Genomic DNA, 26,885 nt, shown 5'->3' with positions numbered 1-26,885 from the left:
GAAGTGACGCATAAGATGCCACGATGCATTCCCCGGAGGAGATCCGGGTGGCGTCGTTCCGCGAGCTCGGCGTCGCCACCCTGTACGCGATCCTCAAGCTGCGTGTCGACGTGTTCGTCGTCGAACAGGCCTGCCCGTACCCGGAGCTCGACGGGCGCGACGACGAGCCCGGCACCCGGCACGTCTGGCTGACCCGCGGCGACGAGATCCTCGCCTACCTGCGGATCCTCGACAACGGCGGCGCCGACCAGATCGGCCGGGTGGTGACCGCGGCGAGCGCGCGCCAGGGCGGCTACGCGAGCCGGCTCGTCGCGCACGCCCTCACGATCATCGGCGACCGGCCCGCCACTCTCGAGTCACAGGCACCACTGACCGGCTTCTACGGCCGCTTCGGCTTCGAGGTGGCGGGCGACGCATACGAGGAGGACGGCATCACCCACGTACCGATGGTCAGGGCAGCGCGGCGATGATCTCGGTGACCGAGCGGCGGCGGCCGGTGTAGAACGGCACCTCCTCGCGGACGTGCCGGCGGGCGCCGGAAGCCCGCAGGTCCCGCATCAGGTCGACGATGCGGTGCAGCTCGTCGGCTTCGAAGGCGAGCATCCACTCGTAGTCGCCGAGCGCGAACGACGCGACCGTGTTCGCCCGCACGTCCGGGTAGCCGCGCGCCATCTTGCCGTGCTCGGCGAGCATCGCGCGGCGCTCCTCGTCGGGCAGCAGGTACCACTCGTACGACCGCACGAACGGATACACGCAGATGTACGGCCGCGGCTGCTCGTCGGCGAGGAACGCGGGCAGGTGGCTCTTGTTGAACTCGGCCGGGCGGTGCAGCGCCATCTGCGACCACACCGGCGTCAGGTGCCGGCCCAGGGCGGTACGCCGGAACAGCCCGTACGCCTCCTGCAGCGCGTCGGACGAACCGGAGTGCCACCACACCATCACGTCGGCGTCGGCGCGCAGCCCCGCGACGTCGTAGGTGCCCCGCACCGTGACGTCCTTGCCCGCGAGCTGTTCGAACAGCGCGTCCACCTCGCCGGCCAGGTCGTCGCGCAGGGCCGGCAGCGGCGTCGTGGCGCGGAAGACCGACCACATGGTGTAGCGGATCGTGGCGTTCAGCTCGTTGATCCGGGCGGCGTTCGTCTGCGCCTCGCTCATCGCTCCTCCAGGTGTATCAGGACGTCGTCGGCGGCTTTCTCGCCGCTGGCCACACAGGCCGGGATGCCCACGCCGTCGTACGCGGCGCCGGCCAGCGCGAGGCCGGGGCGCCCGCTCAGCGCGGCCCGGGCCCGCGCGACACGATCGAGGTGGCCGGGGGCGTACTGGGGCAGCCCGCCGCCCCAGCGCTGCACCCACGATGCCACCGGCGGCGGCAGCTCCCCGCCGGCGAGGCGGCCCAGCTCGGCGTGCGCGGCGGCGGCGAGCACGGCGTCGTCGTGCCGCAGCCGCTCCTCCTCGCCGGCCCGCCCGAGCGAGGCGCGCACGATCACCGGGCCGTCGGCGCGGGCGAGGTGCGGCCACTTGCGCGTGAAGAACGTGGCCGCCTTGACGAGGGTGCCCTCGGCCGGCGGCACGAGGAAGCCGGAGAGCTCGGGCAGCGGGGTGCCGGGCGGCAGGGCGAACGCGGCGAGGGCCACGCTGGCGTACCGGAGCTGGTCCACCTCGGCGGACGCGCACGGATCGACCCCGGCGAGCATGCGGGCCGCCGGACTGGCGGGCACGGCCAGCACCACCGCGTCGACGTCGTCGGTCTGCGGTGCGGGCACCGGCCCGAGCAGCAGCCGCCATCCGTGCGTCGTGCGGGTCAGCTCGCGTACCGGCAGGCCCAGGCTGATCCGGGCGCCGGCGGCGGTGGCCGCCCCGGCGATCAGGTGGCTCATCCCGCCGTCGACGGCGGCGAAGACCGGCCGGCCGGGCACGCGGACGGACGCGGCCTGGGCCGAGCGGACGGCGGCGGCCAGGGTGTGCTCGGTGCGGGCGGCGCGGGCCAGGGCCGGCAGGGTGGTGGCCAGGGAGAGCTGGTCGGCGCGGCCCGCGTACACGCCGCCGAGCATCGGATCGACGAGCCGGTCGGCGATCTCGTCGCCGTAGCGGGAACGGACCAGCGCGCCGACCGTGACGTCCTCGCCCGCGGCGAGCAGCGGGCGGCCCTCGTCCCGGTCGGCGTCCGCGGCCGGCCGCGCAAGCTCGCCTAGCAGGCTCAGATCCCCGGGCACGCCCACGAGCGTCCCGCCGGGCACCCGCTCCAGCCGGCCCTCGATCGCCAGCGCGGCCGGGATCGGCGCGGGATGCACGAGCGCGTCGCCCATCCCCAGGCGCCGCACGAACCGCACCGCCGCCGACTCGCCGCCCTCGGGCGCACTCGCCAGGAACGACTCGGCGCCGCGCTCGACCGTGGCGCCCGCGAGCTCGCCGGTGCGCAGCTTGCCGCCGAGACGGCCGGACTGCTCGTACACGATGATGTCGGTGCCGGCGGGTGCCCGGTCCCGGATGCGCACCGCGGCGGCCAGCCCGGCTATCCCGCCGCCGACGATCGCCACCCGCTTCCGCACGCCCACCACACTGTCAGGTCCCGCGCTCACCCGGCCACCGGGGTCGGGCGATGTGATCCCGTTCGGGTAAACGCCGCCGGACGCCCACCGGACGGGCCTAGCCTGGCGCCGTGGACTATCAGGTGGCAGTGACCGTCGAGCAACTGGCCGAGTGGTACGTGCGACTGAAGGGACTCGCCGACGCGCACCACGGGCATCCGACCGCCGACCGGCTCAAGGACCTCGCGCAGGAGGTCTACGAGTCGGTGCCGTCGGAGTGGTGGGCGACGCAGCCGGAGCCGCTCAAGAACTAGCACTCTCCTTGTGGACCAGGTCCACGAGGCGGGTCAGCACGTCCGGGTCGGTCTCGGGCATCACCCCGTGACCGAGGTTGAACACGTGACCGCGAGCCGCGCGTCCCTCGGCGAGGATCCGGCGGGCCTCCCGCTCGACGACCTCCCAGGGGGCGAAGAGCACCGCCGGGTCGAGGTTGCCCTGCAGCGAGCGGTCCGGGCCGACGATGCCCGCGGCCGTGCCGAGCGGCGTACGCCAGTCGACGCCGACCACGTCCGCGCCGGCCTCGCCCATCGCGCGCAGCAGCACCGCGGTGCCGACGCCGAAGTGGATGCGGGGCACGCCCGCACCCTCCAGGCTGGAGAGCACCCGGGCCGAGTGCGGCAGGACGTACTCGCGGTAGTCGGCCTCGGACAGCGCACCGGCCCAGGAGTCGAAGAGCTGGACCGCGCTGACCCCGGCCTCGACCTGGACCCGCAGGAAGGCCAGGGTGATGTCGGCGAGGCGGGAGCACAGCTCGTGCCAGAGCGCCGGGTCGCCGTACATCATGGCCTTGGTCTTGAGATAGGTCCGGGAGGGCCCGCCCTCGACCAGGTAGCTGGCCAGGGTGAAGGGCGCTCCGGCGAAGCCGATCAGCGGGGTGGCGCCGAGCTCGGGAAGCAGCAGGCGGACCGCCTCCGACACGTACGAAACGGCGCCGGGCTCCAGCGGCCGCAGGCGCTCCACGTCCGCGCGGGTGCGGATCGGCGCGGCCACCACCGGGCCGGTGCCGGCGACGATGTCCAGGTCGACCCCGGCCGCCGCGAGCGGCACCACGATGTCGCTGAAGAAGATGGCCGCGTCGACGCCGTGCCGGCGCACCGGCTGGAGGGTGATCTCGGTGACCAGATCCGGCCGGCGGCACGACTCGAGCATGCCGACACCCTCACGGATCTTGCGGTACTCGGGCAGGGACCGGCCCGCCTGACGCATGAACCAGACGGGAGTGTGCGGCACGTCCTGGCCGCGACAGGCGCGCACGAAGGCGGAATCGGCAGATGAGTTGGTCACCCGCGCCATCGTGCCACGTGAGTGAACCGAGGCGTGCGGCGCGCCGCACGCGGGCGGAAGGCAGTGATCGGCATAGGCTTCGTCCATGGCGCCCTCCCCCGCTGCACCCGAGGCGTTCACCCGCGCGGTGGCCGGGCTGCGAGCGTCCGCGCCGCGCGAGGAGATCCTGCTCGAGGAGATCAGCGCGCCACAGCGGCTCGCACCGTACGGCTTCGCGCTCAGCGCCACCGTGCTGCGCGACGGCGACGAGGTGGCCAGCGGCCGGCTGATCCTGCTGCACGACCCGGCCGGGCACGACGCGTGGCGCGGCGACCTGCGGCTGGTCACGCTGATCACCGCGGAGCTGGAGTCGGATCTGGCCGGCGACCCGCTGCTGCCCGCCGTGGCCTGGACGTGGCTGACCGACGGCCTCGAGCAGCACGGGGCGGCCTACACCGCGATCGGCGGCACGATCACCCAGACCACCTCGACCCGCTTCGGCGAACTGGCCGGCCCGGCGCCGACCGCCGACCTGGAGATCCGGGCCTCCTGGACGCCGACCTCCGACGACCTCGGCGCCCACCTCCAAGGCTGGTGCACCATGCTCGCCTCCACCGCAGGCCTACCCCCACCGGGCGTCACGGCCTTCAACCGCCAAAGAGCGGCCACGTAGAGGTTCGACCGCAACCCAAGCCGACCACAACCGAAGCCGACCGCAACCCAGGTCGCATTGCGCCCGCCGAGCGAAGCGAGGCCATGCAACAACCGCCTAACAGACCTTGAAGGTCTCGCAGGCGGTCTTGATGGGTACGGCCAGGCCGATGCCCTCGGCGTCGCGGGCCTTGGCGGTGGCGACGCCGATGACCTCGTCGGCGGCGTTGACGACCGGTCCGCCGGAGTTGCCGGGGTTGATCGGCGCGTCGAACTGCAACGTCGGACCGTCTCCGGCCCGGAAAGCGCTCACCACCCCGGTCGTCACGGTGTCCTCCAGGCCGAGCGGCGCGCCCACCACGACCACCTGCTGGCCCGGCTTGACCGCCGCCGGCGCCGGGGCGAGCCCGGCGATCTGGCGATTCGCCCGCAGCAGGGCCAGGTCCTCGCCCTCGTCGACCTTGACGATCGTCGCGGAGACCTCCTCCTTGCCGCGCTCGAGGAACACCTTGCGGCCGCCCGTCTTCCACACGGACTCGACCACGTGGAAGTTCGTCAGCAGGTTCGCCTTGCCTTCCCCGGCCGCGTCGCCGACCGAGAAGGCCGTACCCGTGAAGTCGCCGGCCCGGACCCGGAACACGCTCGGCAGCACCGACGACGAGATCGCCTCGGGGTCGAAGACCCCGGCGAGCTGCTTCTCCAGCCGGTCGGCGCGCTGGGTGAGCTCGGACTCGCGCTGCTGCGCCGCCGCGAGCCGGTCGTTGAGCCGGCTGTCGGCCCGGTCGAGCCGCCAGGCCATGAACCCGGCGCCGCCGAGCAGCAGCAGCGCCAGCAGGGCCGGTGCCACCCGGCTCCGGCGGCCCACCTCGATCGGCTCGGCCACGACCGGATACGGCGCCCCACCGGACGGCGAGGCCAGGAAGGGCCCGGTGTCGCGCCGCGCCGGACGGGGATGACCCACCCGCGGCGGCGGCGCCGACGGCCGCGCCGCGGTCGCCCACTCGCCGGACGGATGGTCGGGCAGGCTCAGCAGCGGGTCCTGCGGCGGCCGGCGCTGGCCCGGCACCCCGAACTGGCCCGGCACCCCGAAGGGGTCGTAGGCGGTCGTCATGGAAGTCCGGATCTCCGATCGTGAGGCTCCACGGGTTAGTACGGACGGAACCGGCCCCGCGGACGGGTCTGCGGCCATCCGTTTTCCGCGATGAAGTGGATCGAGCTCCGACGCGCCGGTACCCGGCTGCACACGCGGGGGGAGGTACCCCCGTACGGTTACGGAGTGACCGACGAAGCACCCCAGCGCCGTCGGGACGCGCCGGACCACGCGATCGACGGACCGCACGACGTGCCGCCCGACCCTTCCGGCGGTCCCGAGCCTGCCCGCCCCTCCGTACCGCTGACCGCGCCGCGCGATGGCACGCCCCGGCCGGTGGAGACCGCCGAGGAGCTGGCCGAGGTCGTCGCCCGGCTGGCCGCCGGCTCCGGGCCGGTCGCCGTCGACGCCGAGCGGGCGTCCGGCTACCGCTACACCCAGCGGGCCTACCTGGTGCAGTTGCGCCGCGAGGGCGCCGGCACGGTGCTGCTCGATCCGATGCCGTTGGAGGACCTGCGCACGCTGGACGCCGCGCTCGCCGATACCGAGTGGGTGCTGCACGCCGCGAGCCAGGACCTGGCCTGCCTCGCCGAGCTGGGCTTGAAGCCGCGGCGGTTGTTCGACACCGAGCTCGCCGCGCGGCTGGCCGGCTTCGAGCGCGTCGGGCTGGCCGCGCTCACCGAGCAGTTGCTCGGCTACTCGCTGGAGAAGCATCACTCGGCCGCCGACTGGTCCACCCGGCCGCTGCCGGAGTCCTGGCTGACGTACGCGGCGCTCGACGTCGAGCTGCTCACCGACCTGCGCGACCACCTCGCCGACGAGCTCGAGCGGCAGGGCAAGGCCGCCTGGGCCGCCGAGGAGTTCGCCGCGCTCGTGGCCGGCGCCGACCGGCCGCCGCGCACCCGCCCTGACCCGTGGCGGCGCACCTCCGGCATCCACCGCGTCCGCGGCGCCCGCGCCCAGTCCCGGGTCCGCGCCCTCTGGTACGCCCGCGACGGCGTCGCCGCCCGCCGCGACTCAGCTCCCGGTCGGGTGCTGCCCGACTCGGCGATCATCGCGGCCGCCGAGCTGGACCCGAAGGACGAGCGGACGCTGCTGGGCCTGCCGGGCTTCGGCGGCCGCTCGGTGCGCCGGCTGGCCCGGGTCTGGCTGGACGCGCTGGACGGCGCCCGCGCCCTGGCCGACGACGAGCTGCCGGTCAACCAGCCGGTCGAGGGTCCGCCGCCGCCGCACCGCTGGGCCGAGCGTGACCCGGTCGCCGCGGCCCGCCTCCAGCGGTGCCGCCAGGTCGTGATCGCCACGGCCGAGGCACACACCCTGCCGCCGGAGAACCTGATCAGCCCGGACTTCATCCGTCGCCTGGCCTGGTCCCCACCGGAGGAGATCGCTCCACAGACCGTCGGCGAGACCCTGCGCGGCTTCGGCGCCCGCGACTGGCAGGTAGGCCTGATCGCCGACGCCCTCGCCAAGGCTCTCCCGGACCCCACCGCCTGACCCACACTTCGACGAGCCCATTTACAGCTTTGCCACACTTGCTGGCCCGGGTGGTTACCGGCGAGTAGCATCTGCCGTGTCAAAGCCCTGGGTTCACGCCTGCAAGGAGGCTTGTTGTGCCCCGAGTAAGTCGCGAGGTCGTCTTCGTCGACGGCGTCCGCACCCCGTTCGGCAAGGCCGGCGGCATGTACGCCGAGACCCGTGCCGACGATCTGGTGATCCGGTGCATCCGTGAGTTGTTGCGCCGCAACCCGCAGCTCCCGCCCGAGCGGGTCGACGAGGTGGCCATCGCCGCCACCACCCAGATCGGCGACCAGGGCCTGACCATCGGCCGCACCGCCGCGCTGCTGTCCGGCCTGCCCAAGACCGTTCCCGGCTACGCCATCGACCGGATGTGCGCCGGCGCCATGACCGCGGTGACCAGCGTCGCCGGCGGCATCGCCATGGGCGCGTACGACGTCGCGATCGCCGGCGGTGTCGAGCACATGGGCCGGCACCCGATGGGTGAGGGCGTCGACCCCAACCCGCGGATCCTGGCCGAGAAGCTGGTCGACCCGTCCGCGCTGGTCATGGGCGCCACGGCGGAGAACCTGCACGACCGCCTGCCCGCCATCACCAAGGAGCGCGCCGACGCGTTCGGCCTGGCGTCGCAGGAGAAGACCGCCAAGGCGTACGCGAACGGCAAGCTGCAGCCCGACATGGTGCCGGTCGCCGTCCGCAGCGTCGAGGAGGGCTGGGGCCTGGCCACGGCCGACGAGGCTCCCCGCCAGACCTCGATGGAGAAGCTGGCGACGCTCAAGACCCCGTTCCGCCCGCACGGCCGGGTCACCGCCGGTAACGCGGCCGGCCTCAACGACGGCGCCACCGCCGCGCTGCTGGCCGACGAGGAGACCGCCCGCGAACTGGGCCTGCCGGTCGCCATGCGGATGGTCTCGTACGGCTTCGTCGGCGTCGAGCCCGAGGTCATGGGCTACGGCCCGATCCCGTCGACGGAGAAGGCGCTGCGCCTGGCCGGCCTGACGATCGAGGACATCGGCCTCTTCGAGCTGAACGAGGCGTTCGCGATCCAGGTGCTCGCGTTCCTCGACCACTTTGGCATCGCCGACGACGACCCGCGGGTCAACCCGTGGGGCGGCGCGATCGCCATCGGCCACCCGCTCGCCTCGTCGGGCGTGCGCCTGATGACGCAGCTCGCGCGCCACTTCGCCGAGCGCCCCGAGGTCCGCTACGGCCTCACCGCGATGTGCATCGGCATCGGCATGGGTGGCACGGTCATCTGGGAGAACCCGAACTGGGAAGGTGCGGACAAGTGACGGCTCTGCCTGAGTACCCGAACGAGGTCGTGACCAAGGCGCTCGTACGCCTGGTCAAGGTGCCGGGCCTGGACAAGCCCGCCGCGCTCATCACCCTCGACAACGGGCTGGACTACAAGAAGCCCAACAGCTTCGGCCCGGGCGGCCTGCGCTCGCTCGACGAGGCGATCACCAAGGCCACCGAGGCGGAGCCGGCGTTCATCGCGGTGACCGGCAAGCCGTACATCTTCTGCGTCGGCGCCGACATCACCGGCATGCCGCTGATCAAGCAGCGGGAGCAGGCCGTCGCCCTGGGCGAGCTGGGCCACCGGGTCCTCGCCCGGCTGAAGAACTCCACCATCCCGACCTTCGCGTTCATCAACGGCGCGACGCTCGGCGGTGGCCTCGAGACCGCCCTGCACTGTCACTACCGCACGGTCTCCACCGGTGCGGCCGCGCTGGGCCTGCCCGAGGTCGCGATCGGCCTGATCCCCGGTTGGGGCGGCAGCCAGCTCCTGCCCAACCTGATCGGTGCGCCGGGCGCCGCGCAGATCATCCTGCAGAACCCGCTCACCCAGAAGGTGCTCAAGCCGAAGCAGGCGGCCGAGATGGGCGTCGCGGACGCCCTCTTCGAGGCGGCCGACTTCCTGGAGCACTCGCTGGCCTGGGCCGCGGGGGTCGTCAAGGGCGAGATCACCGTGACGCGTCCCGAGATCGACCGGGACATGTGGGACGGCGTGCTCTTCTTCGCCAAGCAGCAGCTCGACGAGAAGCTGCACGGCGCGGTCCCGTCCGCCAACAAGGCGCTGGAGCTGCTCGCCCTCGCCAAGGACGCGTCGTTCGAGGACGGCACCGCCGCCGAGACCGAGGCCCTCGCCGACCTCATCATGGGCGACGAGTGCCGGGCCAGCATGTACGCGTTCGACCTGGTCCAGCGTCGCGCCAAGAAGCCGGTGGGCGTGCCGGACAAGGACCTGGCCCGCAAGGTCACCAAGGTCGGCATCGTCGGCGCCGGCTTGATGGCCTCGCAGCTCGCGCTGCTGTTCGCCCGGCGGCTGCAGGTGCCGGTCGTGCTCACCGACCTCGACCAGGGCCGGGTGGACAAGGGCGTCGAGTACGTCCGCGGCCAGATCGACAAGATGGTCGGCAAGCGCCGGATGGACGAGGGCACCGCGGCCAAACTGCGCGGCCTGGTCAGCGGCTCGGTGGACAAGTCCGTCTTCGCCGACGCCGACTTCGTCATCGAGGCCGTCTTCGAGAACCTCGACCTGAAGAAGCAGATCTGGGCCGAGCTCGAGAAGATCGTCGGGCCGGAGACCGTGCTGGCCACCAACACGTCCTCGCTGTCGGTGACCGAGATGGCGGCCGACCTCGAGCACCCCGAGCGGGTCGTCGGCTTCCACTTCTTCAACCCGGTCGCGGTGCTTCCGCTGCTCGAGATCATCAAGGGCGAGCGTACGGACGACGCCACGCTGGCCACGGCGTTCGAGGTCGGCAAGGAGCTCCGCAAGTCCTGCGTGCTGGTCAAGGACGCCCCGGCGTTCGTGGTCAACCGCCTGCTGACCCGCTTCACGAGCGAGGTCTTCCGGGCGATCGACGCCGGCACCCCGCTGGCGACCGTCGACACCGCGCTGGACCCGCTGGGCCTGCCGATGCGCCCGATCGCGCTGCTGCAGCTCGTCGGCCCGGCCGTGGCCTACCACGTGGGCGGCACGCTGCACCAGGCGTTCCCGGACCGCTTCGGCGACAGCCCCAACCTGAAGAAGATCGTCGACGCCGGCCTGCCGCTGATGGTCGACGACGAGATCAACCCCGAGGTGGTCAAGCTGGTCGAGGGCGGAGACGCCCCGCTGACCGCCGACGAGGTACGCCAGAAGGCGCTCGACGCGCTCGCGCAGGAGATCCGGCTCATGCTGGACGAGGGCGTGGTCGCCGAGGCACAGGACATCGACCTGTGCATGATCCTCGGCGCCGGCTGGCCGTTCCACCTGGGCGGCGTGACGCCGTACCTGGACCGCAGCGGCACGTCCGAGCGGGTGACGGGCAAGCGCTTCCTGCCCGAGGGCCTGGCCAGCGTGCCGGCCTGACGCCACGAAGGCACCGACGCCCCCGCGCCCGCACCGGCGCGGGGGCGTTCTTCGTCCCGGCACTCCTGTGCCGCAACTGTGACGGGTCTCGGCAGTCTTGGACCGCAACAGTGACGGTTTGACGACCCCACCCGCAACCGGTGGTGGGTAGGCTCCGTCGGCTGACCCCATTAGTTCTGGAGTTTTCATGTCACAGCCGCCCTACCCGCCCCCTCCCGGCCAGCCCGGTCCCGAGTCGGGCGGTGGCTACCAGCCGCCGGCGGCTCCCGGCTCGTATCCGCCGCCCGGCGGATACCCGCCGCCGCCCGGAGCGGAGGCCTACCCGCCGCCGCCCACGTCGGGAGCCGGCGCTTTCCCGCCGCCCCCCGGAACGGGCGCCTACCCGCCCCCCGGCGGCGCGGCACCGCAGTTCGGGGCGCCCCCGGCGAAGAAGAAGGGATCGGCACTCAAGATCGTGCTGATCGTCTTCGGCGTGCTGGCCCTCCTCTGCGTCGGCGGCATCGGTGCCGCCGTCTACTTCGGCAAAGAGAAGATCGACCAGGTCGTCGACGCCTCGAAGATCACCGTGGTGGAGCCGGAGACCCTCGGCGGGCGGGCCAAGGCCAGCGACCCGGCCCTGCGGAACAGCCTCAACGGCGCGATGGGCGACGTGCCCGGCGCGACCGCGTCGGTCGGCGCCGTCTACGGCGACGTCCAGAAGCAGGACCTCGTCATGGTGGCGGCGGTCTCGTCGATCAACGGCTCCGCGCAGAGCCGCTACGACGAGTTCTCCAAGGGCATCGGTAAGGGCGGCTTCAACATCAACAACCTCACCGAGACCGACCCGGGTCCGCTGGGCGGCATCGCCAAGTGCGGCGACAGCGAGATGCAGAACATCAAGATGGCGGTCTGCGTGTGGTCCGACAACGGCAGCGTCGGCATGATCGCGATGCTCTTCAAGGGCAAGGCCGAGCTCGAGAAGGAGTTCATCGCGATGCGCGGCCAGGTCGAGAAGAAGGCCTGAGGCGTCACGCCGCGGCACCGCCCTCGCGGCGAGCCCCGCCCACCCGGTCCGTCCGGTGTGGCGGGGCTCGCTCTTTACGGGAGACCACACCGGCCTCGATACGGCTAAGCTCGCCCCAGCCCGAACCCTGGAGCGTTGATGTCACAGCCGCCGAACCAACCGCCCTATCCCGAGCAGTTCCCGGGACAGCCCTATACCCCGCCCGCTCCGGCATTCGGCGGCCAGCCGAGCCCGACGCAGCCGATGCCGCCCCAGCAGGGCTACCCGGCGTCGCCGTACCAGGGTCAGCCGAACCCGGACGTGCCGCCGTCGGTGCCCCCCGGCTACCCGCCGCAGCCCGGGTACGGCGTGCAGCCTCCGTACCCGCAGCCGGAGTACGGCCAGGCCGGATATCCGCAGTCCGGGCCGCCGATGGGTGCCGGCTATCCGCCGCCCCCGAAGCCCAAGTCGCGGACCCTGGCCATCACCCTCGTGTCGATCGCGGTGGTCCTCGTGCTCTGCGTCGGCGGCGGCACGGCGCTCTATCTGGTGGGCCGCAACGCCACCGACGACGTCACCACGTCGCGAACGGTCGCCCCTACCGCGACCGCCAGCCCCACGCCGGAGCAGACCGAGGCGACCGAGGAGCCGGCCGCCGAGATCACCGTCGTGGAGCCCAGGACGCTGGGCGGACGCCCGAAGGTGACCGACCCGCAGTTCACCGGGGCGGTCGACCAGCTCAAGGAAGAGCTCCGCAAGATGCCCCGGGCCACCGAGACGGTCGGCGCCCTGTACGGCACCCCCGCGGAGCGGGATCTCGTCGTCGTCGCCGCGGTGGCCTCCGAGGTGGAGGACCCGCAGCGCGAGCTGAACGCGACCTTCCTGGGCGCGGGCATCAGCGGCCTCATGCTCACCGGCCTCACCACGCCCTCGTCGGGCAGCCTCGGCGGCGTGGCCAAGTGCGGCAAGGGCGAGGCGGGCGGCGCTCCGGTGGTGGTGTGCGGCTGGGCGGACGACGGCAGCGTGGGCCTGCTGATCTCGTACTACAAGTCGATGAGCGCCGCCAAGGCGGAGTTCCCGAAGCTTCGGGCGCAGGTCGAGAAGGTCTCGAACTGACCTCAGCCCGGGGCGATGCCGAGGCCCTTGGTGCGCCGTACGGCGGCTGACGCGGCGACCACCGGGGTCGTGTCGGCCGCCGGCAGGCTCACCGTCACCTCCAGCCCTCCGCCGGGCTGCGCGACGGCCGACACCGTCCCGCCGTGGGCGTCGCAGACCGCGCGGACGATGGACAGGCCCAGGCCCGACCCACGGGACCCGGTGCGTTCCCACCCGCCCCGGCGGAACGGCTCGAACAGCCCCGGCACGTCCGCCGGGTCCACCTCGAAACCGGTGTTGCCGACGACGAGCTGCGCCTGCCCGTCCACGTTGCCGGTGCGCAGCCAGAGCTTGCCCAGCAGGTGGTTGTAGCGGATCGCGTTCTCGATGAGGTTGCCCGCGAGCCGGTCCAGCAGGCTGGGGTCGCCCACCACGTTGGCCGCCTCGAGGTCGGTCGTCACGTCGAGCTTCATCCGCTCCGCCTCCGCCTTCACCGCGGACAGCGCGTTGTAGACGCTCGTCGCCAGGTCGGCCGGGACCTTGCGGACCAGGCGGCGGCCCGACTGGGCCTCGCTGCGGGCCAGCACCAGCAGCGCGTCGACCAGCCCGTTGGCGCGCTCGGAGGCGTTGCGAACCACCTTGGCCATGCGGCGGTACTCGGCCACGTCCGCCTCGTCGTCGCTGAGGGTCACGTCGATCTCCGTACGCATGACCGCCAGCGGCGTCCGCAGCTCGTGCGAGGCGTTCGCCACGAAGCGTTTCTGGGACTCGAAGGCGCAGGCGAGCCGGTCGAGCATCGCGTCGAAGGTGCGGGCCAGCTCGGCTACCTCGTCGTCCGCGCCGGAGTAGCGGATCCGCTGGTCGAGCGTCTCCTCGCCGAGCCGGCGGGCGGTCGCCGTCACGTGGTGCAGCGGGCGCAGCGCACGCCCGGCCACGGCGTACGCCCCCGCGATGCCGATGATGCCGATGGCGAAGAGCGCCAGCAGGCCCTTGACGAGAAGCTCCCGCGAGGCGGTGTCGACGAAGGAGGTCTGCCACGTGAGCGCGTCGAGGCGACTGCCGTCGGCGAGGGTGACATTGCTGCCGGGCTGGAGCTTGTCCTTCGGGTTCACCGCGCCGACGAGCAGCCAGGCGAGCAGGACCAGGATCCCGCCGGCGCCGACGAGCAGGATGCCGTTGAGCAGGGTGAGTCGGAGTCGGAGCGTCGGGCGCAGGCGCATCCGCTCGCGCCGGGTGGCGTAGACGGTCACGCCGGGCCGCCCGCGGGGGCCACCACGACGGGATCGGGAACGCGGTATCCGGCTCCGACCACCGTCTCGATCAGCGGCGGGTCGCCGACCTTCTTGCGCAGGGTCATGACCGTGACCCGTACGGTCGTCGTGAACGGGTCGGTGTTGGCATCCCAGACCCGTTCCAGCAGCTCCTCGCTGGATACCACCCCGCCGCGGGCCTTGAGCAGCTCCTCGAGGACGCCGAACTCCTTGTTGGTGAGCTCGATCGGGGCGCCGCCGCGGGTGACCACCCGGCGGGTCTGGTCGAGGACGAGGTCGCCGACCGTCAGCACCGGCGGCGCCGCCGGCGTGGCGCGCCGGCCGAGCGCCTGGACCCGGGCGACCAGCTCGTCGAAGGCGAACGGCTTGGGCAGGTAGTCGTCGGCGCCGAGTTGGAGGCCCTCCACCCGGTCGGCGACGGTGCCGCTGGCGGTGAGCATCAGCACCCGGGTCAGCGCGCCGGACTCGACCAGCGCCGCGCAGATCTCGTCGCCGTGCATGCCGGGCAGGTCCCGGTCGAGCACCACGACGTCGTAGCGCGTCACGTACGCCATCTCGTGGCCGCTCGTGCCGTCATAGGCGACGTCGACCGCCATGCCCTTGCGCCGCAGCCCTCGCGCGATCGCATCGCAGAGGTTCCGCTCGTCTTCCACCACCAGCACGCGCACCCGCGGGTCCTCCGGATCCTTCTCAGCCCGCCGCCCAGCTTTACCGCAGCGGTGTGAAGAGGCTGTGAGTGCCAGGCTACCCGCGGGTCACGATCCGGTAAGGGGCCAGATCCCGACAGACGCGTCGATGCCGCGGCAGACCAGGACGTCACCGGCGGCCCGGCAGTCGCCCGAGACGCCGGTGGCCTCGCCGAGCACCCGGACGGAGCGGGTCCGCGGGTCGAGGGCCGCGTACCAGACGACGTCGTCGCCGATGCGTTGCCGCAGCCCCACCACGCTGCCGTCGGCGCGGACCGCGCCGACCGCGCGCCACCCGCCGAAGTCGCCCTGCGGCGCGCCGGTCCGGGCGTCGACGACCGCCAGCGGGTACCGCGCCTCGAGGCCCTCCCCGCCGGTGACCAGCAGGTACGGACCGACCTCCAGGGCCGAGGTCCAGCGCGGGCTGGACCACCGAAGCGCCCCGGTGTCCCGGTCGACGACCTCGACGCCGCCGCGATAACCGAACAGGCAGATCCCGCCGGCGCAGCCGGGCTCGACCCAGCGGCCGGCCAGGTCGAGCGGGCTGGTCCAGCGCCGGCGAAGATCGCTCAGGTCGTACGCGGTCACCCCGCCGAGCCCGCCGACCAGCACGCGGTCCCCGGCCGGCCAGACCGTGACGCCGCGGCGCGACCAGCTCGGCGGCACGGCGACGTCCACGGCGGCGACCACCCGGCCGGTGACCGTGTCCCGGGCCTCCACGCGCCCGGCGGCGGTGGCGGTGACCAGGCGGTGCGGGAAGCCGTCGGCGTCGTACCCGGCCTCGGTGGTCTGTCCCGCGACGGGCGGGCGCACAGTCCAGCGGCGCCGGCCGCTGGCGAGGTCGAGGCCGTACCAGGTCGCACCGCCGAGCCGCGGGCCGGTCCCGCGCAGCAGCACGGCACCGTCGGCGACGGAGACACTGAGCAGGCGCGCGGGCGCCTGCCAGAGCATGTGGGAGGTTCCGGCGGCCACCGCGACCGTGGCCTCGGTGCCGACGGTGTCGGCCTGGTACGACACCAGCACCGCGCCCCCGGCGAGGGTCACCGCGAGAACGGCGCCGGGCACCGCCGCCGTGGTGCGGAACAGCAGCTCCCCGGCGGGCAGCGCATACGTGCTGACAACCCGGTTGCGCACCTCCGACAGCCGCGGCGCGGACGCGTCGACCACGTGCAGAAGATCCCGCTCGACGACCATGGTGTCCCCGATCGCGGCGGGCACGACGATCGGCGACCGCTGCGGCGACCGCGGCACCGCACCGCCGGCCAGCGCGATCAGCACGACGGCGACGGCGGCCAGCCCGGCCCTGGGACGCGGTCTCCGGCGCTCGGGCGGGGGCGGCGGCTGCTCCCGGTGGCGCAGCTCGCCGAGGTCGATGACGACGTCACCCACGCCGCCATTGTGCGCCCCACGGCAGCGCGCTGCCCGGCCCTACGGTCCGAAGCGGTAGATCGCCACGCCTCCGGGCACCTCGCAGCCGACGTGAGTGGCGTCGGCGCGGCATCGATCGACGCCGCCGGTGAGGCGGCCGAGCTGCCGGACCGTCGCGGCCCCGGCCCGCAACAGACCCACGACGGTGGCCCCGTCCGGTTCCTGCCTGGTCAGCAGGTACGCGTCGCCGTCCGGCAGGGGCACGGAGCCGCCCCACGGCGTCAGGTCGATCTCCGGCCGCCCGGTGCGCCGGTCGAGCGTCCGCAGCAGACGAGCCCGGGACTCGAGATGCAGCACCGTCCCGGCGCCGAAGGCGAGGAGGTCGGCCTCGGAGCCGGCCTCCCAGAGGGTGGCACCCGTGCCGGGGTCCAGGACCACCAGGCCTGTGCCGGTGTGCCGGCAGGGCAGTCCGGAGCAGGACGCCGCGTTGCCCTGGGCCTCCGGCTGGTCGTGCTGCCAGAGCGGGGCAAGGGTGTCCCACGCATACGCGGTGACGTGGCCCCGCTCGCCGAAGGCACCGTGGTGGACCAGCACGACCTCGCCGCCGAGCTCGAACCAGCTCGGCTTGTCGTCGTTCGCCCGTGGCATCTCGCGTTCGCGCAGCACGGCGCCGGTCGCGGACGCGCGCACCGCGAGGCGACCGGCGGAGAGCACCACGATCTCCCCGTGCGGGCCGCCGGTCGCCGTCGCCGAGATCGAGCCCGGCTCCGAGACGGTCCAGTGGCGGCGGCCGGTGGCGAGGTCGACGCGGGACAGAGAGGTGCTGAGCGCGGGCTCGGTGTGCAGGACCTCGCCGGTCGTGCCGTACAACGGGCCGGGCGCGCCGGAGTCCGGATCGTATTCGGTGCCGGGCCGGAACCGTTCCTCCTGGACCAGGCCGGTGCGGTCGCCGAGCGGCTGCACCAGGGTGGGCGAACGCCAGCGCGGCGCACCGGTCTCGGCGTCGAGGAAGGCGGTGGTCCGGCCGCTGCGGAGCAGGACCACACCGTCCGACACGGCGCTGAGGAAGTACGGCTCGGCCTCGTCGCCGGGCGGTCCGGGCACGTTCCACAACTGCCGTACCGGATCGGTGGCCCAGGCGGCGATCCGGGGCGCCTGGTCGTCGGCGGCGTCGAGCACGTAGACGCGGCCGCCGGAGACCAGGTAGTCCGTGGCGCGGGCCAGCGGCACGTCGCCGAGATGCCGCCACATCCCGGCCGTGGCCGGGGCGGCGCCGCCGAGGGCCAGGGCGAGGACCGCGGCGAGGAGCAGACCCAGGCGGCGGTAGACGTACGCGGGGGGCGGGGTGGTCCCCTCGGGCTGAGCCGGTGTCTCGGCGCCCAGCTCGATCAGCGCCACGGTCAGCCCCTTCGTTCGTACGCCCAGATCTTCAGCTCGCCGGAGGTGGACCGGCAGACCAGCCGGCCGGGTCCGGCCTGGCAGTCCCCGGTGCCGTCCGGCAGGTCGGACAGCAGCCGCGGCCGGGCCTCACCGGGGGTGACGACCGCGACCATGGTACGGGCACCCGCCCCGGTGCTCCGTGTGACGAGCAGATGGTCGCCGCCCGTACCGGAGACCAGCCGCCAACCGCGCAGATCGGTGAGCACCCGACCGGTGGCGGGGTCGACGATGCCGACGAGGTCGGTCTCGCCGGCCGCCGAGCCGGAGGCGATGACCAGGCCGCCGCGCTGCTCGACGCCGCGCCAGCCGGGGCGGAACCACGCCTCGGCGCCGTCGGCCGGGTCGACCGCGCGCACGCCGTCGGCCTCGGCGAGGCACGCCAGCTCCCCGCAGGGAACGACGCCGTAGGCGGAGCCGGCCGGCCGGGTCCAGCGCCGCCGCAGGTCGGGGTCGAACGCGGTGACCGCGCGACCGTCCGTCGCCGGATGCCGCAGCAGCAGGAGACCACCGGCGACGACCGGGTTGTCGGGGCCGTAGTCGGCTGCCGGCAGCTCGGCGTGGGTCAGCATCGCGCCGGTGGCGAGGTCGTGGACCGCGGCGGTGCGGTTGTCGTGCACGAGCAGCATCCGCGCCGGCCGACCGGCCGCGCCGGGCAGTCCGAGCAGTACGGCCGTCGACGGGACGGTGACCCCCCAGCGGGTACGGCCGGTGGCCGGCTCGACCGCCTCGACGGCGCCCTGGACACGCCGGCCGGGCCCGGAGTAGCTACGCACGGTGGTGACGGCGAGCAGGGTGTCGGAGCCGGCGACGGTGACCACGCTGCCGGAGCGCCGCCAGCGCGCCGAACCGTCGGCCAGCGACACCGCGGTGGTGCCGCGATCGACCCGGCCGGAGCCGGCGTACGGGCGGAGCAGCACCAGCCCGCCGCCGATCCGCAGCCGGTAGCTGGGCGCCTCTGAGCCGGCCTCCCAGCGCATCCGCCCGTCCCCGAGGTCGTACGCGGCCAGCGTGCCCAGGCTCTGGGCGAGCAGGTCGCCCCCGGCGGTCAGCGTGTACGGGTCCGCCGGCCCGATCCGCACCGAAAGCACGGGTGACAGGGCCGGTGGTGGGGGCGCGGCGGACGCGGCGGATCCGAGCAGCACGATCACCGCGATGAGCACGGCCGGAAACCATCGGGGCACGGTCGCTCGCCGCGGGGAGGCGTACTCGTCGGGCTCGCCGCGGGACAGGCCCAGGTCGATGACTACCGTCGCACCGCCGAACGTCTCCGCCGCCATACCCTCAAAGGTAACGGCTTAATAACGAAAACGCCCATCCGCGTCAGGAAGTGGGCTGGCGCTCCGCGGCCGGGTCGTCGAGCCGCGACACCCACTCCGTCACGTCGCGGGCGATGTCCTGGGCGGTGAGCCCGAGCGAGGCGAGGATCTCGGCGCGGCTGCCGTGCGGGTGGAATCCGGCCGGCACGCCGAAGTCGCGCAGCGGCACGGTCATGCCGGCGTCCCGCAGCGTGGCCGCCACGGCGTCGCCCACCCCACCGGCGCGGACGCCGTCCTCCAACGTCACCACCAGCCGGTGCGCCCCGGCCAGGCCCACGAGCTCGATCGGCACCGGGCGCACCCAGCGCGGGTCGACGACGGTGACGCCGTACCCCTGCTCCGCGAGCCGCTCGGCGACCTCCAGGCCGAGCTTGGCGAACGAGCCCACCGCGACCAGCAGGACGTCCTTGCGGTCCTCCTCGCGCAGCACGTCGACCGGGCCCACCCGGCGCAGCGCCGGAAGGTCGACGGCGACCGAGCCGGTCGGGAAGCGCACGATGGTCGGGCCGTCCTCCACGGCGACCGCCTCGCGCAGCTCCTCGCGCAGGGTGGCGGCGTCACGCGGCGCGGCGATGCGCAGGCCCGGAACCACGCCGAAGACGCTCATGTCCCAGATGCCGTAGTGGCTGGGGCCGTCGGGGCCGGTGATGCCGGCGCGGTCCAGCACGAAGGTGACCGGCAGCTCGTGCATGGCCACGTCGAGCAGGACCTGATCGAAGGCGCGGTTGAGGAAGGTCGCGTACACGGCGACGACGGGGTGGAGCCCGCCCATCGCGAGGCCCGCCGCGGAGGTCGCCGCGTGCTGCTCGGCGATGCCGACGTCGTACACCCGCTCCGGATACTTCTTCGCGAGCGTGGCGATGCCGGTGGGCTCGGCCATCGCGGCGGTGATGCCGACGATGTCGGGCCGCTCGTCGGCGATCGCCACCAGCTCCTCGGCGAAGACGTGCGTCCACTTCACCGACGGCTTGGCGGTCAGCGCCCCGGTCTGCGGGTCGAAGGCGCCCGGGCCGTGCAGGCAGTCGGCCTCGTCGTCCTCGGCGGGCCGGTATCCGTAGCCCTTGCGGGTCACCGCGTGCACGATCACCGGCGCGTGGAAGCCCTTGGCGCGGCGCAGCGCCGACTCCATCGCCGGGATGTCGTGCCCGTCGACCGGGCCGATGTACTTGATGCCGAGGTCCTCGAACATCGCCTGCGGGTTGACCGCGTCCTTGATGCCCTTCTTCACCGCGTGCAGCACCTCGTACGCCGGCTTGCCCACCACCGGCGTCGAGCCCAGGGCGTTCCTGACCAGGTCGAGCACCCGCTCGTAGCCGGGGTTGAGGCGCAGCGTGGAGAGGTGGTCGGCGAGGCCGCCGATCGTCGGCGCATAGGAGCGGCCGTTGTCGTTGACGACGATGACCAGCGGCTTCTTCGCGGCGGCGATGTTGTTGAGCGCCTCCCAGCACATGCCGCCGGTCAGGGCGCCGTCGCCGACCACCGCCACGACGTGCCGCTCCTCGCCGCGCAGGGCGAACGCCTTGGCCATGCCGTCCGCGTACGACAGGGCGGTGGAGGCGTGGGAGTTCTCGATGAAGTCGTGCTCGCTCTCGGCCCGGCTCGGGTATCCGGTGAGGCCACCGCGCTGGCGAAGCAGGTCGAAGCCGTCCTGGCGGCCGGTGACGATCTTGTGCACGTACGCCTGGTGGCCGGTGTCGAAGAGGATCCGGTCCCGCGGGGAGTCGAAGACCCGGTGCAGGGCCAGGGTCGTCTCCACCACGCCCAGGTTCGGGCCGAGGTGCCCGCCCGTGCGGGAGACCTTGGCGACCAGAAAGTCGCGGATCTCGGCGGCGAGCAGGGTGAGCTGCTCAGGGCTCAAGCGCCGGAGATCACCGGGCGCCTCGATGGTGCCGAGGATGCCGGTCGCCGACTGATCGCTGCGCTCGCTCATGGAGCGAAAGTCTATCCGCGCCGCGCCCCCGCGCATCTCGCCCGATGCATTACTGCGACGTCCTCCACAAAACCTGCACAAGCGGCCGGTGGAGACTCAGGTCACCTTGGTCGTCTCGGGGACCAACAGCGCCACGCACTCCACGTGCTGGGTCATCGGGAAGCAGTCGTACGCCCGCAGCGACTCCAGCCGCCAGCCCTCGTCCGCGAAGGTCCGCACGTCCCGGGCCAGGGCCGCCGGGTCGCAGGCGACGTAGGTCACCGCCCGGGGCCGGGCCGCCGCGACCGCCCGGACGACCTTGGCGCCGGCACCGCTGCGCGGCGGATCCAGCACGACGAGATCGACCGGACCGGCGATCCGGCGCCGGGCGAGCGCGGCGTCGACCCGGGCCGCGACCACCTCGGCACCGGCCACACCGGCGAGGTTGCGGCGGGCCGCCGCCACCCCGACCGGCGACGACTCGACCACCGTGGTCCGCGCTCCCGTCCGGGCGGCCACGGCCGCCGCGAACAGCCCGGCACCGCCGTAGAGGTCCCAGCAGACCTCGCCCGGCTCCGGGCGCAGCAGCTCCAGCACGGCCTCCACCAGCGTGTCCGCCGCGGCCGGGTGGATCTGCCAGAAGCCCTCGGCGGGCACCTGCCACTCCCGGCCGGCGGCCACCTCCCGCACCTGCGGCGCACCCGTCAGCAACGCGCGTTCACCGCCGTGCGCCTCGTCCAGCATCGACTCGCCCGGCGCGGCCTCCCCGGAGCTCCGGGCGGACGCGCCGGCGCCGCGGGCGGCGGCGCGGGCCAGGACGGTCACGTCCCCGCCGGTGGAGGCGACCGCCTCGACGGCGCTGACGCCGGGCCACAGCCGCGCCGTGACGTCCAGCTCCCGCAGCCGCGGGTGGGCGATCCGGCAGAAGTCGATCGGCACGACCTCGTGCGAACGGTGCTTGAGCAGGCCGGGCCGGTCCGCGGCGTCGACGGCGTAGCGGATCCGCGACCGCCAGCCCAGCGGCCCGCCGGGCAGCGGCCGGACGGCCGGGTCCAGCGCGTCGATCCGTTCGCGGTCGAGCCCGCCCAGCCGTTCGAGCAACTCGCGCACGACCGCGGTCTTCCACTCGAGCTGCGCCGCCGGGGCGGCATGCTGCAGGTCGCAGCCCCCGCAACCGCCGGGGTGGGCGTACGGGCAGGGCGGCTCCACCCGGTCCGGCGAGGCGTCGTGCACGGCCACCGCATCGGCGCGCAGATAGCCCCGGTGCAGCTCGGTGATCTCGGCCGTGACCCGCTCCCCCGGCAGGGCGTGCCGCACGAACACCACGCGGCCGTGCTCCCCGCCGAGACGGGCCACGCAATGCCCGCCGTGCGCGGGCGCGCCGGTCACGAGCTCGACCCGGTCCCCCTCCACCAGGTCCTGGCTCCGGTTTTCCGCTGCGGGCAGGCCCAGCTCGACGCCGGCGTCCTCGTCTGGCGGGGTCACTTCGCGTCGTCCGGCGCCGCGGAGGTCGCCGAGGCGGCCGGGGGCGCCGGCGTCACGGCCTCGTCCACCGCCGTGACGGCGACCGGGGCCGCCATGTCCGTACGGCGGGTACGGGGACCGCGGGCGGGCGCCCGGCTGAGGTGCTCGTCCAGCCGTTCCAGGTTGCGGTCCTGGCTGGAGCGCAACTGCCACGGCACGCTGGTCACCATCACACCGGGCTCGAAGAGCAGCCGGCCCTTGATCCGCAGCGCGCTCTGGTTGTGCAGCAGGTTCTCCCACCAGCGGCCCACGACGTACTCGGGGACGAAGACCGTGACCACGTCGCGCGGCGAGCCGCGGCGCACGCTCTTCACGAAGTCGATGATCGGCCGGGTGATCTCCCGGTACGGCGAGTCGACCACGGTCAGCGACACCGGCACCTGCCGTCGCTCCCACTCCTCCTGGATCTTGCGGGTGTCCTTGTCGTCCACGTTCACGGTCACCGCGGTGAGCGTGTCCGGGCGGGTGGCCCGGGCGTACGCCACCGCACGCAGGGTCGGCATGTGGACCTTGCTGACCAGAACGATCGCGTGGTTGCGCGAGGGCAGTACCGGGCGCTCGTCGGTGGGCTGCAGTTCCTCGGCCACCCGCGTGTAGTGCTTGCGGATGCTCAGCATGAGCACGTAGATCACCAGCATCGCCACGATCGCGATCCACGCGCCGAGCAGGAACTTGGTGATCAGTACGACGATCAGCACCGCCCCGGTGAGCGCCATGCCCACGGTGTTGATGGCCCGCGACCGGTACATCTGCCGGCGCTTGCCCGGGTCCCGCTGGGTCCGCAGCAGCCGGTTCCAGTGCTTGATCATGCCGGCCTGGGAGAGCGTGAACGACACGAAGACGCCGACGATGTAGAGCTGGATCAGCCGGGTCACCTCGGCGTCGAACGCCACGATGAGCACGATCGCGGCCACGGCGAGGAAGATGATGCCGTTGCTGAACGCCAGCCGGTCGCCGCGGGTGTGCAACTGGCGCGGCAGGTAGCGGTCCTGCGCGAGGATCGAGCCGAGCACCGGGAAGCCGTTGAAGGCGGTGTTCGCGGCGAGGAAGAGGATCAGGGCGGTGACCGCGCCGACCAGGTAGAGCAGGATCGAGCCGCTGCCGAAGACGGTCTCGCCGAGCTGCGTCGTGACGGTCTTCTGCACGTAGTTCGGCGGGCCCTTGATGATCTGCGCGGCGTCCTCGACGAACTGCAGATGGGTGGCGCGGGCCAGCATCACGATCCCCACCAGCATCACGATCGCGACGCCGCCGAGCAGCAGCAGCGTGGTCGCGGCGTTCCTGCTCTTCGGCGCCTTGAAGGCCGGCACGCCGTTGGAGATGGCCTCCACGCCGGTCAGCGCGGCGCATCCGGACGAGAACGTGCGCAGCAGCAGGAAGACGAAGCCGATGCTGGTCAGGTGATGCTCCTCGGCGTCGATGACGAGGTCCGCGCTGGGCGCGCGCAGGTCCTGGCCGAGGACGTAGACCCGGACCAGGCCGGTGATGATCATGCCGAGGAGGACGACGATGAACGCGTACGTCGGGATGGCGAACGCCTTGCCGGACTCCCGCATGCCGCGCAGGTTGAGCGCGGCCAGCACGGTGACCGCCACCAGAGCGATGCCGATCTTGTGCTCCTCGACGAACGGGATGACCGAGCCCAGGCTCGTCACGCCGGCGCTGACGGATACGGCGACGGTGAGGATGTAGTCGACGAGCAGGGCGCTGGCCACCGCCACGCCGAAGCGCGGGCCGAGGTTGACCGTCGCCACCTCGTAGTCGCCGCCGCCGGAGGGATAGGCGTGCACGTTCTGCCGGTAGCTCGCCACCACGACGACCATGACGACCGCGACGGCCAGCGTGATCCACGGCGAGAAGACGTAGGCGCCGGCCCCGGCGATGGAGAGCGTCAGCAGGATCTCGTCGGGCGCATAGGCGACGCTCGACAGCGCGTCCGACGCGAACACCGGCAGTGCGATCCGCTTGGGCAACAGCGTGTGCTGCAGCCGGTCGGACCGGAAGGGCCGGCCGAGCAGCAGGCGCTTGGCTAACGACGTCGAACTCGCCACAAGCGCCAAGACTACGGCCGTGCCCGTCGGACTTTCGGCCGCCCCGGCCCGCATCCCTCGCCGCGGCATGGCACGCTCTCCTGAGAACGCATCCGGCGGGAGGCACGAGAACCTTGCACGTGGTGATCATGGGTTGCGGCCGGCTCGGCTCGACGCTGGCCCACAAGCTCGACGCCCGCGGCCACTCGGTCGCGATCATCGACCAGAATTCCGACGCCTTCCGCCGGCTCGGCGCCGAGTTCGGCGGCGAGACCGTCACCGGGATCGGCTTCGACCGCGACGTCCTGCGCCAGGCCGGCATCGAGCGGGCGGACGCCTTCGCGGCGGTCTCCAGCGGCGACAACTCCAACATCATCTCGGCCCGGCTGGCCCGCGAGACGTACGGCGTGTCGCGCGTCGTCGCCCGCATCTACGACGCCCGCCGCGCGCTCGTCTACGAACGCCTCGGCATCCCGACCGTGGCGACGATCCGCTGGGCCGCCGACCGCATGGTCCGGCATCTGGTGCCCGAGGGCACCGTCGAGGTGTTCCGCGACCCGACCAGCGCCGTCTCGATCGTCGAGGCGCCGCTGCACCGCGACTGGGTGGGCCGGTCGCTCACCTCGCTCGAGGACGTCCTCGGCACCCGGGTGGCCTACCTGATGCGCTTCGGCATCGGCTCGCTGGCCTCGCCCTCCACCGTGCTCCAGGACGGCGACCAGGTCTTCGTGCTGGTCACCGACGACATCGTCGATCAGGTCCTCGCGGCGGCCGCGAGCTCCGGGCTGGGAGGTCACTGATCATGCGGATCGCCATCGCGGGCGCCGGCAACGTCGGCCGGTCCATCGCCAGTGAGCTCATCGGCAACGGCCATCAGGTGATGCTGATCGAACGCCAGCCGCGCCAACTGCGTCCCGAGCGGGTCCCGCAGGCCGAGTGGGTGCTGGCGGACGCGTGCGAGGTGAGCAGCCTCGAGGAGGCCGACGTGGCGGGCTGCGACGTGGTCGTCGCCGCCACCGGCGACGACAAGGCCAACCTGGTGGTGTCCCTGCTGGCCAAGACCGAGTTCGCGGTCAACCGGGTGGTGGCCCGGGTGAACCGGGCCGAGAACGAGTGGCTCTTCACCGAGCAGTGGGGCGTCGACGTCGCGGTGAGCAAGCCGCGCCTGATGGCGGCCCTGGTCGAGGAGGCGGTGACGGTCGGCGACCTGGTCCGCCTGATGACCTTCCGGCAGGGCGAGGCGAACCTCGTCGAGATCACCCTGCCGGCGAACGCCCCGTACGTCGGGCAGCCGGTCCGCTCGATCCCCATGCCCCGCGACGCGGCGCTGGTGGCCGTGCTCCGCGGCAAGCGGGTGCTGGTGCCGACGCCGGACGACCCGCTCGAGGCCGGCGACGAGCTCATCTTCGTCTGCACCACCGAGGTGGAGGACGCGGTCCGGGCGGTCGTCCTCGGCAAGCTCGGCGAGCTGGGCTGACCGACCCGACGCCGGCGGACCGGCGGAGGGCCCGCGCCGAGGGCCGACGGTAGGCCCGCGGAGGGCCGACGGTGGCGCGCCGGCTAGGCGCCGGCCGGCTCCTTGTCGGCGGCCGCCTTCTCGGCCGCCTGGGCCGCCGTCACGCGGTGCACGGCCCAGGCGGTGAAGGCGAACGTCGCCGCGTAGATGGGCCAGCTGATCAGGATGCGGACGATGCCGATCGCGTTGGCCTCGTCGGCGAGCCAGAGCCAGCCCTGCACGCCCGCGCGCACGAAGAGCGAGGCCGCCCAGAGCAGAGTCAGCCACTGGAACGTACGGAACAGCCGCGGGTTGTCGAACCAGTCGTGCTTCCCGCCGTTGGCCAGCACGCCCCACACGTACCCGATGATCGGGCGGCGGACCGCGACCGATCCGATCAGCAGGACCACCTGCCCCAGCGTGAGCAGGATGCCCGGCAGGTAGAAGTTCTTGGCGTCGCCGGTGCGCCACGCCAGGAAGGCGCCGACCGCGATGCCGAAGATGCCGTTGACCGCGTGCCGGATCGGCTGCCTGCGGCTCAGCCGGTATGCCCCGATGGCCAGCGCCGAGCCCACACTGCCGCCGATCGCCCAGTAGAGCGCGGTCTTCTTCGGCAGGTCCAGGACGGCGTCCCCGAGCAGCACGTTGAGCACCACGAACACGAGCACCGGCAGGCTCGACTCGATGAGTCCGCGGACCCCGCCCAACTGCTCGGCGATCTGCTCGCTCATCGAGGGCAGAGGTTCCTCGACCGGATGCAGGTCGAGTTCCTCGACAACCTCCTCGGCGACCCGCTCCTCCACCGTCTCGTGGGCGGCGTGACGGGGCTCGCTGCCGGGTGTCACCGGGGCGCCTCCAGCTCGTAGTACGGGTTGTAGATGACCTTGCGGTCGTCCCGGATGGCGATCCTGCCGCGCGCGGTGAGCTGACGCCCGGGTTCGATGCCGACGATCGAGCGACGGCCCAGGAAGACCAGCGTGACCACGTCGCTGCCGTCGTAGAGGTCGGCCTCGAGCGTCGGCAGGTTGGTGCGGGGAGTGTACGCCACCGTGCGCAGTCGCCCGGACACGGAGACGACCTGGCCGCGCTGGCACTGCCCGGCCGGCACCGCGCCGCACTTGGCGCTGTCGCGCTGCAGCTCCTGGGCGTCCAGCTCCGCCTCGGAGGCGGTCAGCCGCTCCAGGAACCGGCGCAGTCCGGTGGTGCGCTCATCGGTCGTCATGACCCGTGCCGCCTCTGTCCGCGATTCCGCCGGCGGGGGTACCGGAGGACGGCCCCCAGTGTGATCAGGGACCGTCCGTCCA

The 26,885-nt window shown here is 73.2% G+C and carries 24 protein-coding genes; 10 read left to right on the top strand and 14 right to left on the bottom strand.

Annotated elements, in window-relative coordinates; translation table 11 throughout:
* Positions 1-23 precede the first annotated feature (23 nt).
* On the top strand, positions 24-470 hold the full coding sequence (locus EDD30_RS27810) for a GNAT family N-acetyltransferase (RefSeq protein ID WP_071810267.1): 447 nt from the start codon (positions 24-26) through the stop codon (positions 468-470).
* On the opposite strand, the gene hemQ is transcribed toward EDD30_RS27810, so the two are convergent.
* Positions 451-1,155: a hydrogen peroxide-dependent heme synthase gene (gene hemQ / locus EDD30_RS27805; RefSeq protein WP_071810266.1), complete on the bottom strand. Its 705-nt coding sequence runs from the start codon at positions 1,153-1,155 to the stop codon at positions 451-453. The two genes, EDD30_RS27810 and hemQ, sit on opposite strands and share 20 nt — an antisense overlap.
* On the bottom strand, positions 1,152-2,549 hold the full coding sequence (gene hemG / locus EDD30_RS27800; protein ID WP_084558050.1) for a protoporphyrinogen oxidase: 1,398 nt from the start codon (positions 2,547-2,549) through the stop codon (positions 1,152-1,154). Before hemG ends, hemQ begins: the two co-directional genes overlap by 4 nt.
* Before the next feature lie 110 nt (positions 2,550-2,659).
* On the opposite strand from hemG, the gene EDD30_RS27795 reads away from it, so the two are divergent.
* Positions 2,660-2,842, top strand: coding sequence for a hypothetical protein (locus EDD30_RS27795; protein ID WP_071810264.1), 183 nt, complete (start codon positions 2,660-2,662; stop codon positions 2,840-2,842).
* Here the strand turns inward: EDD30_RS27795 and hemE are convergent.
* A complete protein-coding gene (gene hemE, locus EDD30_RS27790; RefSeq protein WP_071810263.1) occupies positions 2,832-3,881 on the bottom strand; it encodes a uroporphyrinogen decarboxylase in 1,050 nt (349 codons plus the stop codon). The genes EDD30_RS27795 and hemE overlap by 11 nt on opposite strands.
* Before the next feature lie 76 nt (positions 3,882-3,957).
* Here hemE and EDD30_RS27785 point away from each other — a divergent pair, with 76 nt between their 5' ends.
* Complete coding sequence (locus EDD30_RS27785) at positions 3,958-4,524, top strand: DUF3000 domain-containing protein (RefSeq protein WP_071810262.1); 567 nt, start codon at positions 3,958-3,960, stop codon at positions 4,522-4,524.
* 96 nt (positions 4,525-4,620) lie between these two features.
* Here EDD30_RS27785 and EDD30_RS27780 read toward each other — a convergent pair whose 3' ends face one another.
* On the bottom strand, positions 4,621-5,613 hold the full coding sequence (locus EDD30_RS27780; RefSeq protein WP_071810261.1) for a S1C family serine protease: 993 nt from the start codon (positions 5,611-5,613) through the stop codon (positions 4,621-4,623).
* A 165-nt stretch (positions 5,614-5,778) separates the two neighbouring features.
* Between EDD30_RS27780 and EDD30_RS27775 the strand changes: the two genes are divergently transcribed.
* The 5 genes from EDD30_RS27775 (at position 5,779) to EDD30_RS27755 (ending at position 12,563) form a co-directional block, all read left to right on the top strand.
* Positions 5,779-7,086 (top strand): HRDC domain-containing protein, encoded by a 1,308-nt coding sequence (locus EDD30_RS27775; RefSeq protein ID WP_071810276.1) that lies wholly within the window; start codon positions 5,779-5,781, stop codon positions 7,084-7,086.
* A gap of 116 nt (positions 7,087-7,202) precedes the next feature.
* The gene (locus tag EDD30_RS27770; RefSeq protein WP_071810260.1) at positions 7,203-8,399 is read left to right on the top strand and encodes a thiolase family protein; all 1,197 of its coding nucleotides are present in this window, start codon (positions 7,203-7,205) and stop codon (positions 8,397-8,399) included.
* A gap of 5 nt (positions 8,400-8,404) precedes the next feature.
* The gene (locus EDD30_RS27765) at positions 8,405-10,465 is read left to right on the top strand and encodes a 3-hydroxyacyl-CoA dehydrogenase NAD-binding domain-containing protein (RefSeq protein WP_071810275.1); all 2,061 of its coding nucleotides are present in this window, start codon (positions 8,405-8,407) and stop codon (positions 10,463-10,465) included.
* A gap of 187 nt (positions 10,466-10,652) precedes the next feature.
* Positions 10,653-11,468 carry a hypothetical protein gene (locus EDD30_RS27760; protein ID WP_123678541.1) on the top strand — a complete coding sequence of 272 codons (816 nt, stop codon included), beginning with the start codon at positions 10,653-10,655 and terminating at the stop codon, positions 11,466-11,468.
* 138 nt (positions 11,469-11,606) lie between these two features.
* Positions 11,607-12,563 (top strand): hypothetical protein, encoded by a 957-nt coding sequence (locus EDD30_RS27755; protein ID WP_143162906.1) that lies wholly within the window; start codon positions 11,607-11,609, stop codon positions 12,561-12,563.
* A gap of 2 nt (positions 12,564-12,565) precedes the next feature.
* On the opposite strand, the gene EDD30_RS27750 is transcribed toward EDD30_RS27755, so the two are convergent.
* The 8 genes from EDD30_RS27750 to EDD30_RS39970 all read right to left on the bottom strand — a co-directional run bounded on the left by EDD30_RS27750 (position 12,566) and on the right by EDD30_RS39970 (position 24,107).
* On the bottom strand, positions 12,566-13,762 hold the full coding sequence (locus EDD30_RS27750) for a sensor histidine kinase (RefSeq protein WP_071808200.1): 1,197 nt from the start codon (positions 13,760-13,762) through the stop codon (positions 12,566-12,568).
* A gap of 26 nt (positions 13,763-13,788) precedes the next feature.
* The gene (locus EDD30_RS27745; RefSeq protein WP_071808198.1) at positions 13,789-14,481 is read right to left on the bottom strand and encodes a response regulator transcription factor; all 693 of its coding nucleotides are present in this window, start codon (positions 14,479-14,481) and stop codon (positions 13,789-13,791) included.
* An 87-nt stretch (positions 14,482-14,568) separates the two neighbouring features.
* On the bottom strand, positions 14,569-15,888 hold the full coding sequence (locus EDD30_RS27740) for a PQQ-binding-like beta-propeller repeat protein (protein ID WP_123678539.1): 1,320 nt from the start codon (positions 15,886-15,888) through the stop codon (positions 14,569-14,571).
* 39 nt (positions 15,889-15,927) lie between these two features.
* Positions 15,928-17,265, bottom strand: a complete 1,338-nt coding sequence (locus EDD30_RS27735) for an outer membrane protein assembly factor BamB family protein (RefSeq protein WP_071807394.1) — start codon at positions 17,263-17,265, stop codon at positions 15,928-15,930.
* A gap of 2 nt (positions 17,266-17,267) precedes the next feature.
* Positions 17,268-18,584 carry an outer membrane protein assembly factor BamB family protein gene (locus EDD30_RS27730; RefSeq protein ID WP_071807393.1) on the bottom strand — a complete coding sequence of 439 codons (1,317 nt, stop codon included), beginning with the start codon at positions 18,582-18,584 and terminating at the stop codon, positions 17,268-17,270.
* Between the two features lie 43 nt (positions 18,585-18,627).
* On the bottom strand, positions 18,628-20,553 hold the full coding sequence (gene dxs / locus EDD30_RS27725; RefSeq protein ID WP_123678538.1) for a 1-deoxy-D-xylulose-5-phosphate synthase: 1,926 nt from the start codon (positions 20,551-20,553) through the stop codon (positions 18,628-18,630).
* A gap of 96 nt (positions 20,554-20,649) precedes the next feature.
* Positions 20,650-21,978: a class I SAM-dependent RNA methyltransferase gene (locus EDD30_RS39975; RefSeq protein ID WP_123678876.1), complete on the bottom strand. Its 1,329-nt coding sequence runs from the start codon at positions 21,976-21,978 to the stop codon at positions 20,650-20,652.
* Positions 21,979-22,013: 35 nt separating this feature from the next.
* Entirely contained in the window at positions 22,014-24,107 is a 2,094-nt protein-coding gene (locus EDD30_RS39970; RefSeq protein WP_211277978.1) for an APC family permease, read from the bottom strand.
* A gap of 113 nt (positions 24,108-24,220) precedes the next feature.
* Here EDD30_RS39970 and EDD30_RS27710 point away from each other — a divergent pair, with 113 nt between their 5' ends.
* Entirely contained in the window at positions 24,221-24,886 is a 666-nt protein-coding gene (locus EDD30_RS27710) for a potassium channel family protein (protein WP_071808592.1), read from the top strand.
* Between the two features lie 2 nt (positions 24,887-24,888).
* Entirely contained in the window at positions 24,889-25,563 is a 675-nt protein-coding gene (locus EDD30_RS27705) for a potassium channel family protein (RefSeq protein ID WP_071808591.1), read from the top strand.
* A gap of 83 nt (positions 25,564-25,646) precedes the next feature.
* On the opposite strand, the gene EDD30_RS27700 is transcribed toward EDD30_RS27705, so the two are convergent.
* Together EDD30_RS27700 and EDD30_RS27695 are read right to left on the bottom strand one after the other, a co-directional pair.
* Positions 25,647-26,426, bottom strand: coding sequence for a DUF3159 domain-containing protein (locus tag EDD30_RS27700; RefSeq protein ID WP_084557288.1), 780 nt, complete (start codon positions 26,424-26,426; stop codon positions 25,647-25,649).
* Complete coding sequence (locus EDD30_RS27695) at positions 26,423-26,803, bottom strand: OB-fold nucleic acid binding domain-containing protein (RefSeq protein WP_071808590.1); 381 nt, start codon at positions 26,801-26,803, stop codon at positions 26,423-26,425. The genes EDD30_RS27700 and EDD30_RS27695 overlap by 4 nt, the downstream gene beginning before the upstream one ends.
* Positions 26,804-26,885: the final 82 nt, after the last annotated feature.

The sequence above is a fragment of the Couchioplanes caeruleus genome, assembly GCF_003751945.1.
In the GTDB taxonomy this organism is placed as follows: domain Bacteria; phylum Actinomycetota; class Actinomycetes; order Mycobacteriales; family Micromonosporaceae; genus Actinoplanes; species Actinoplanes caeruleus.
This window is presented reverse-complemented; position numbering and strand designations above follow the sequence as displayed.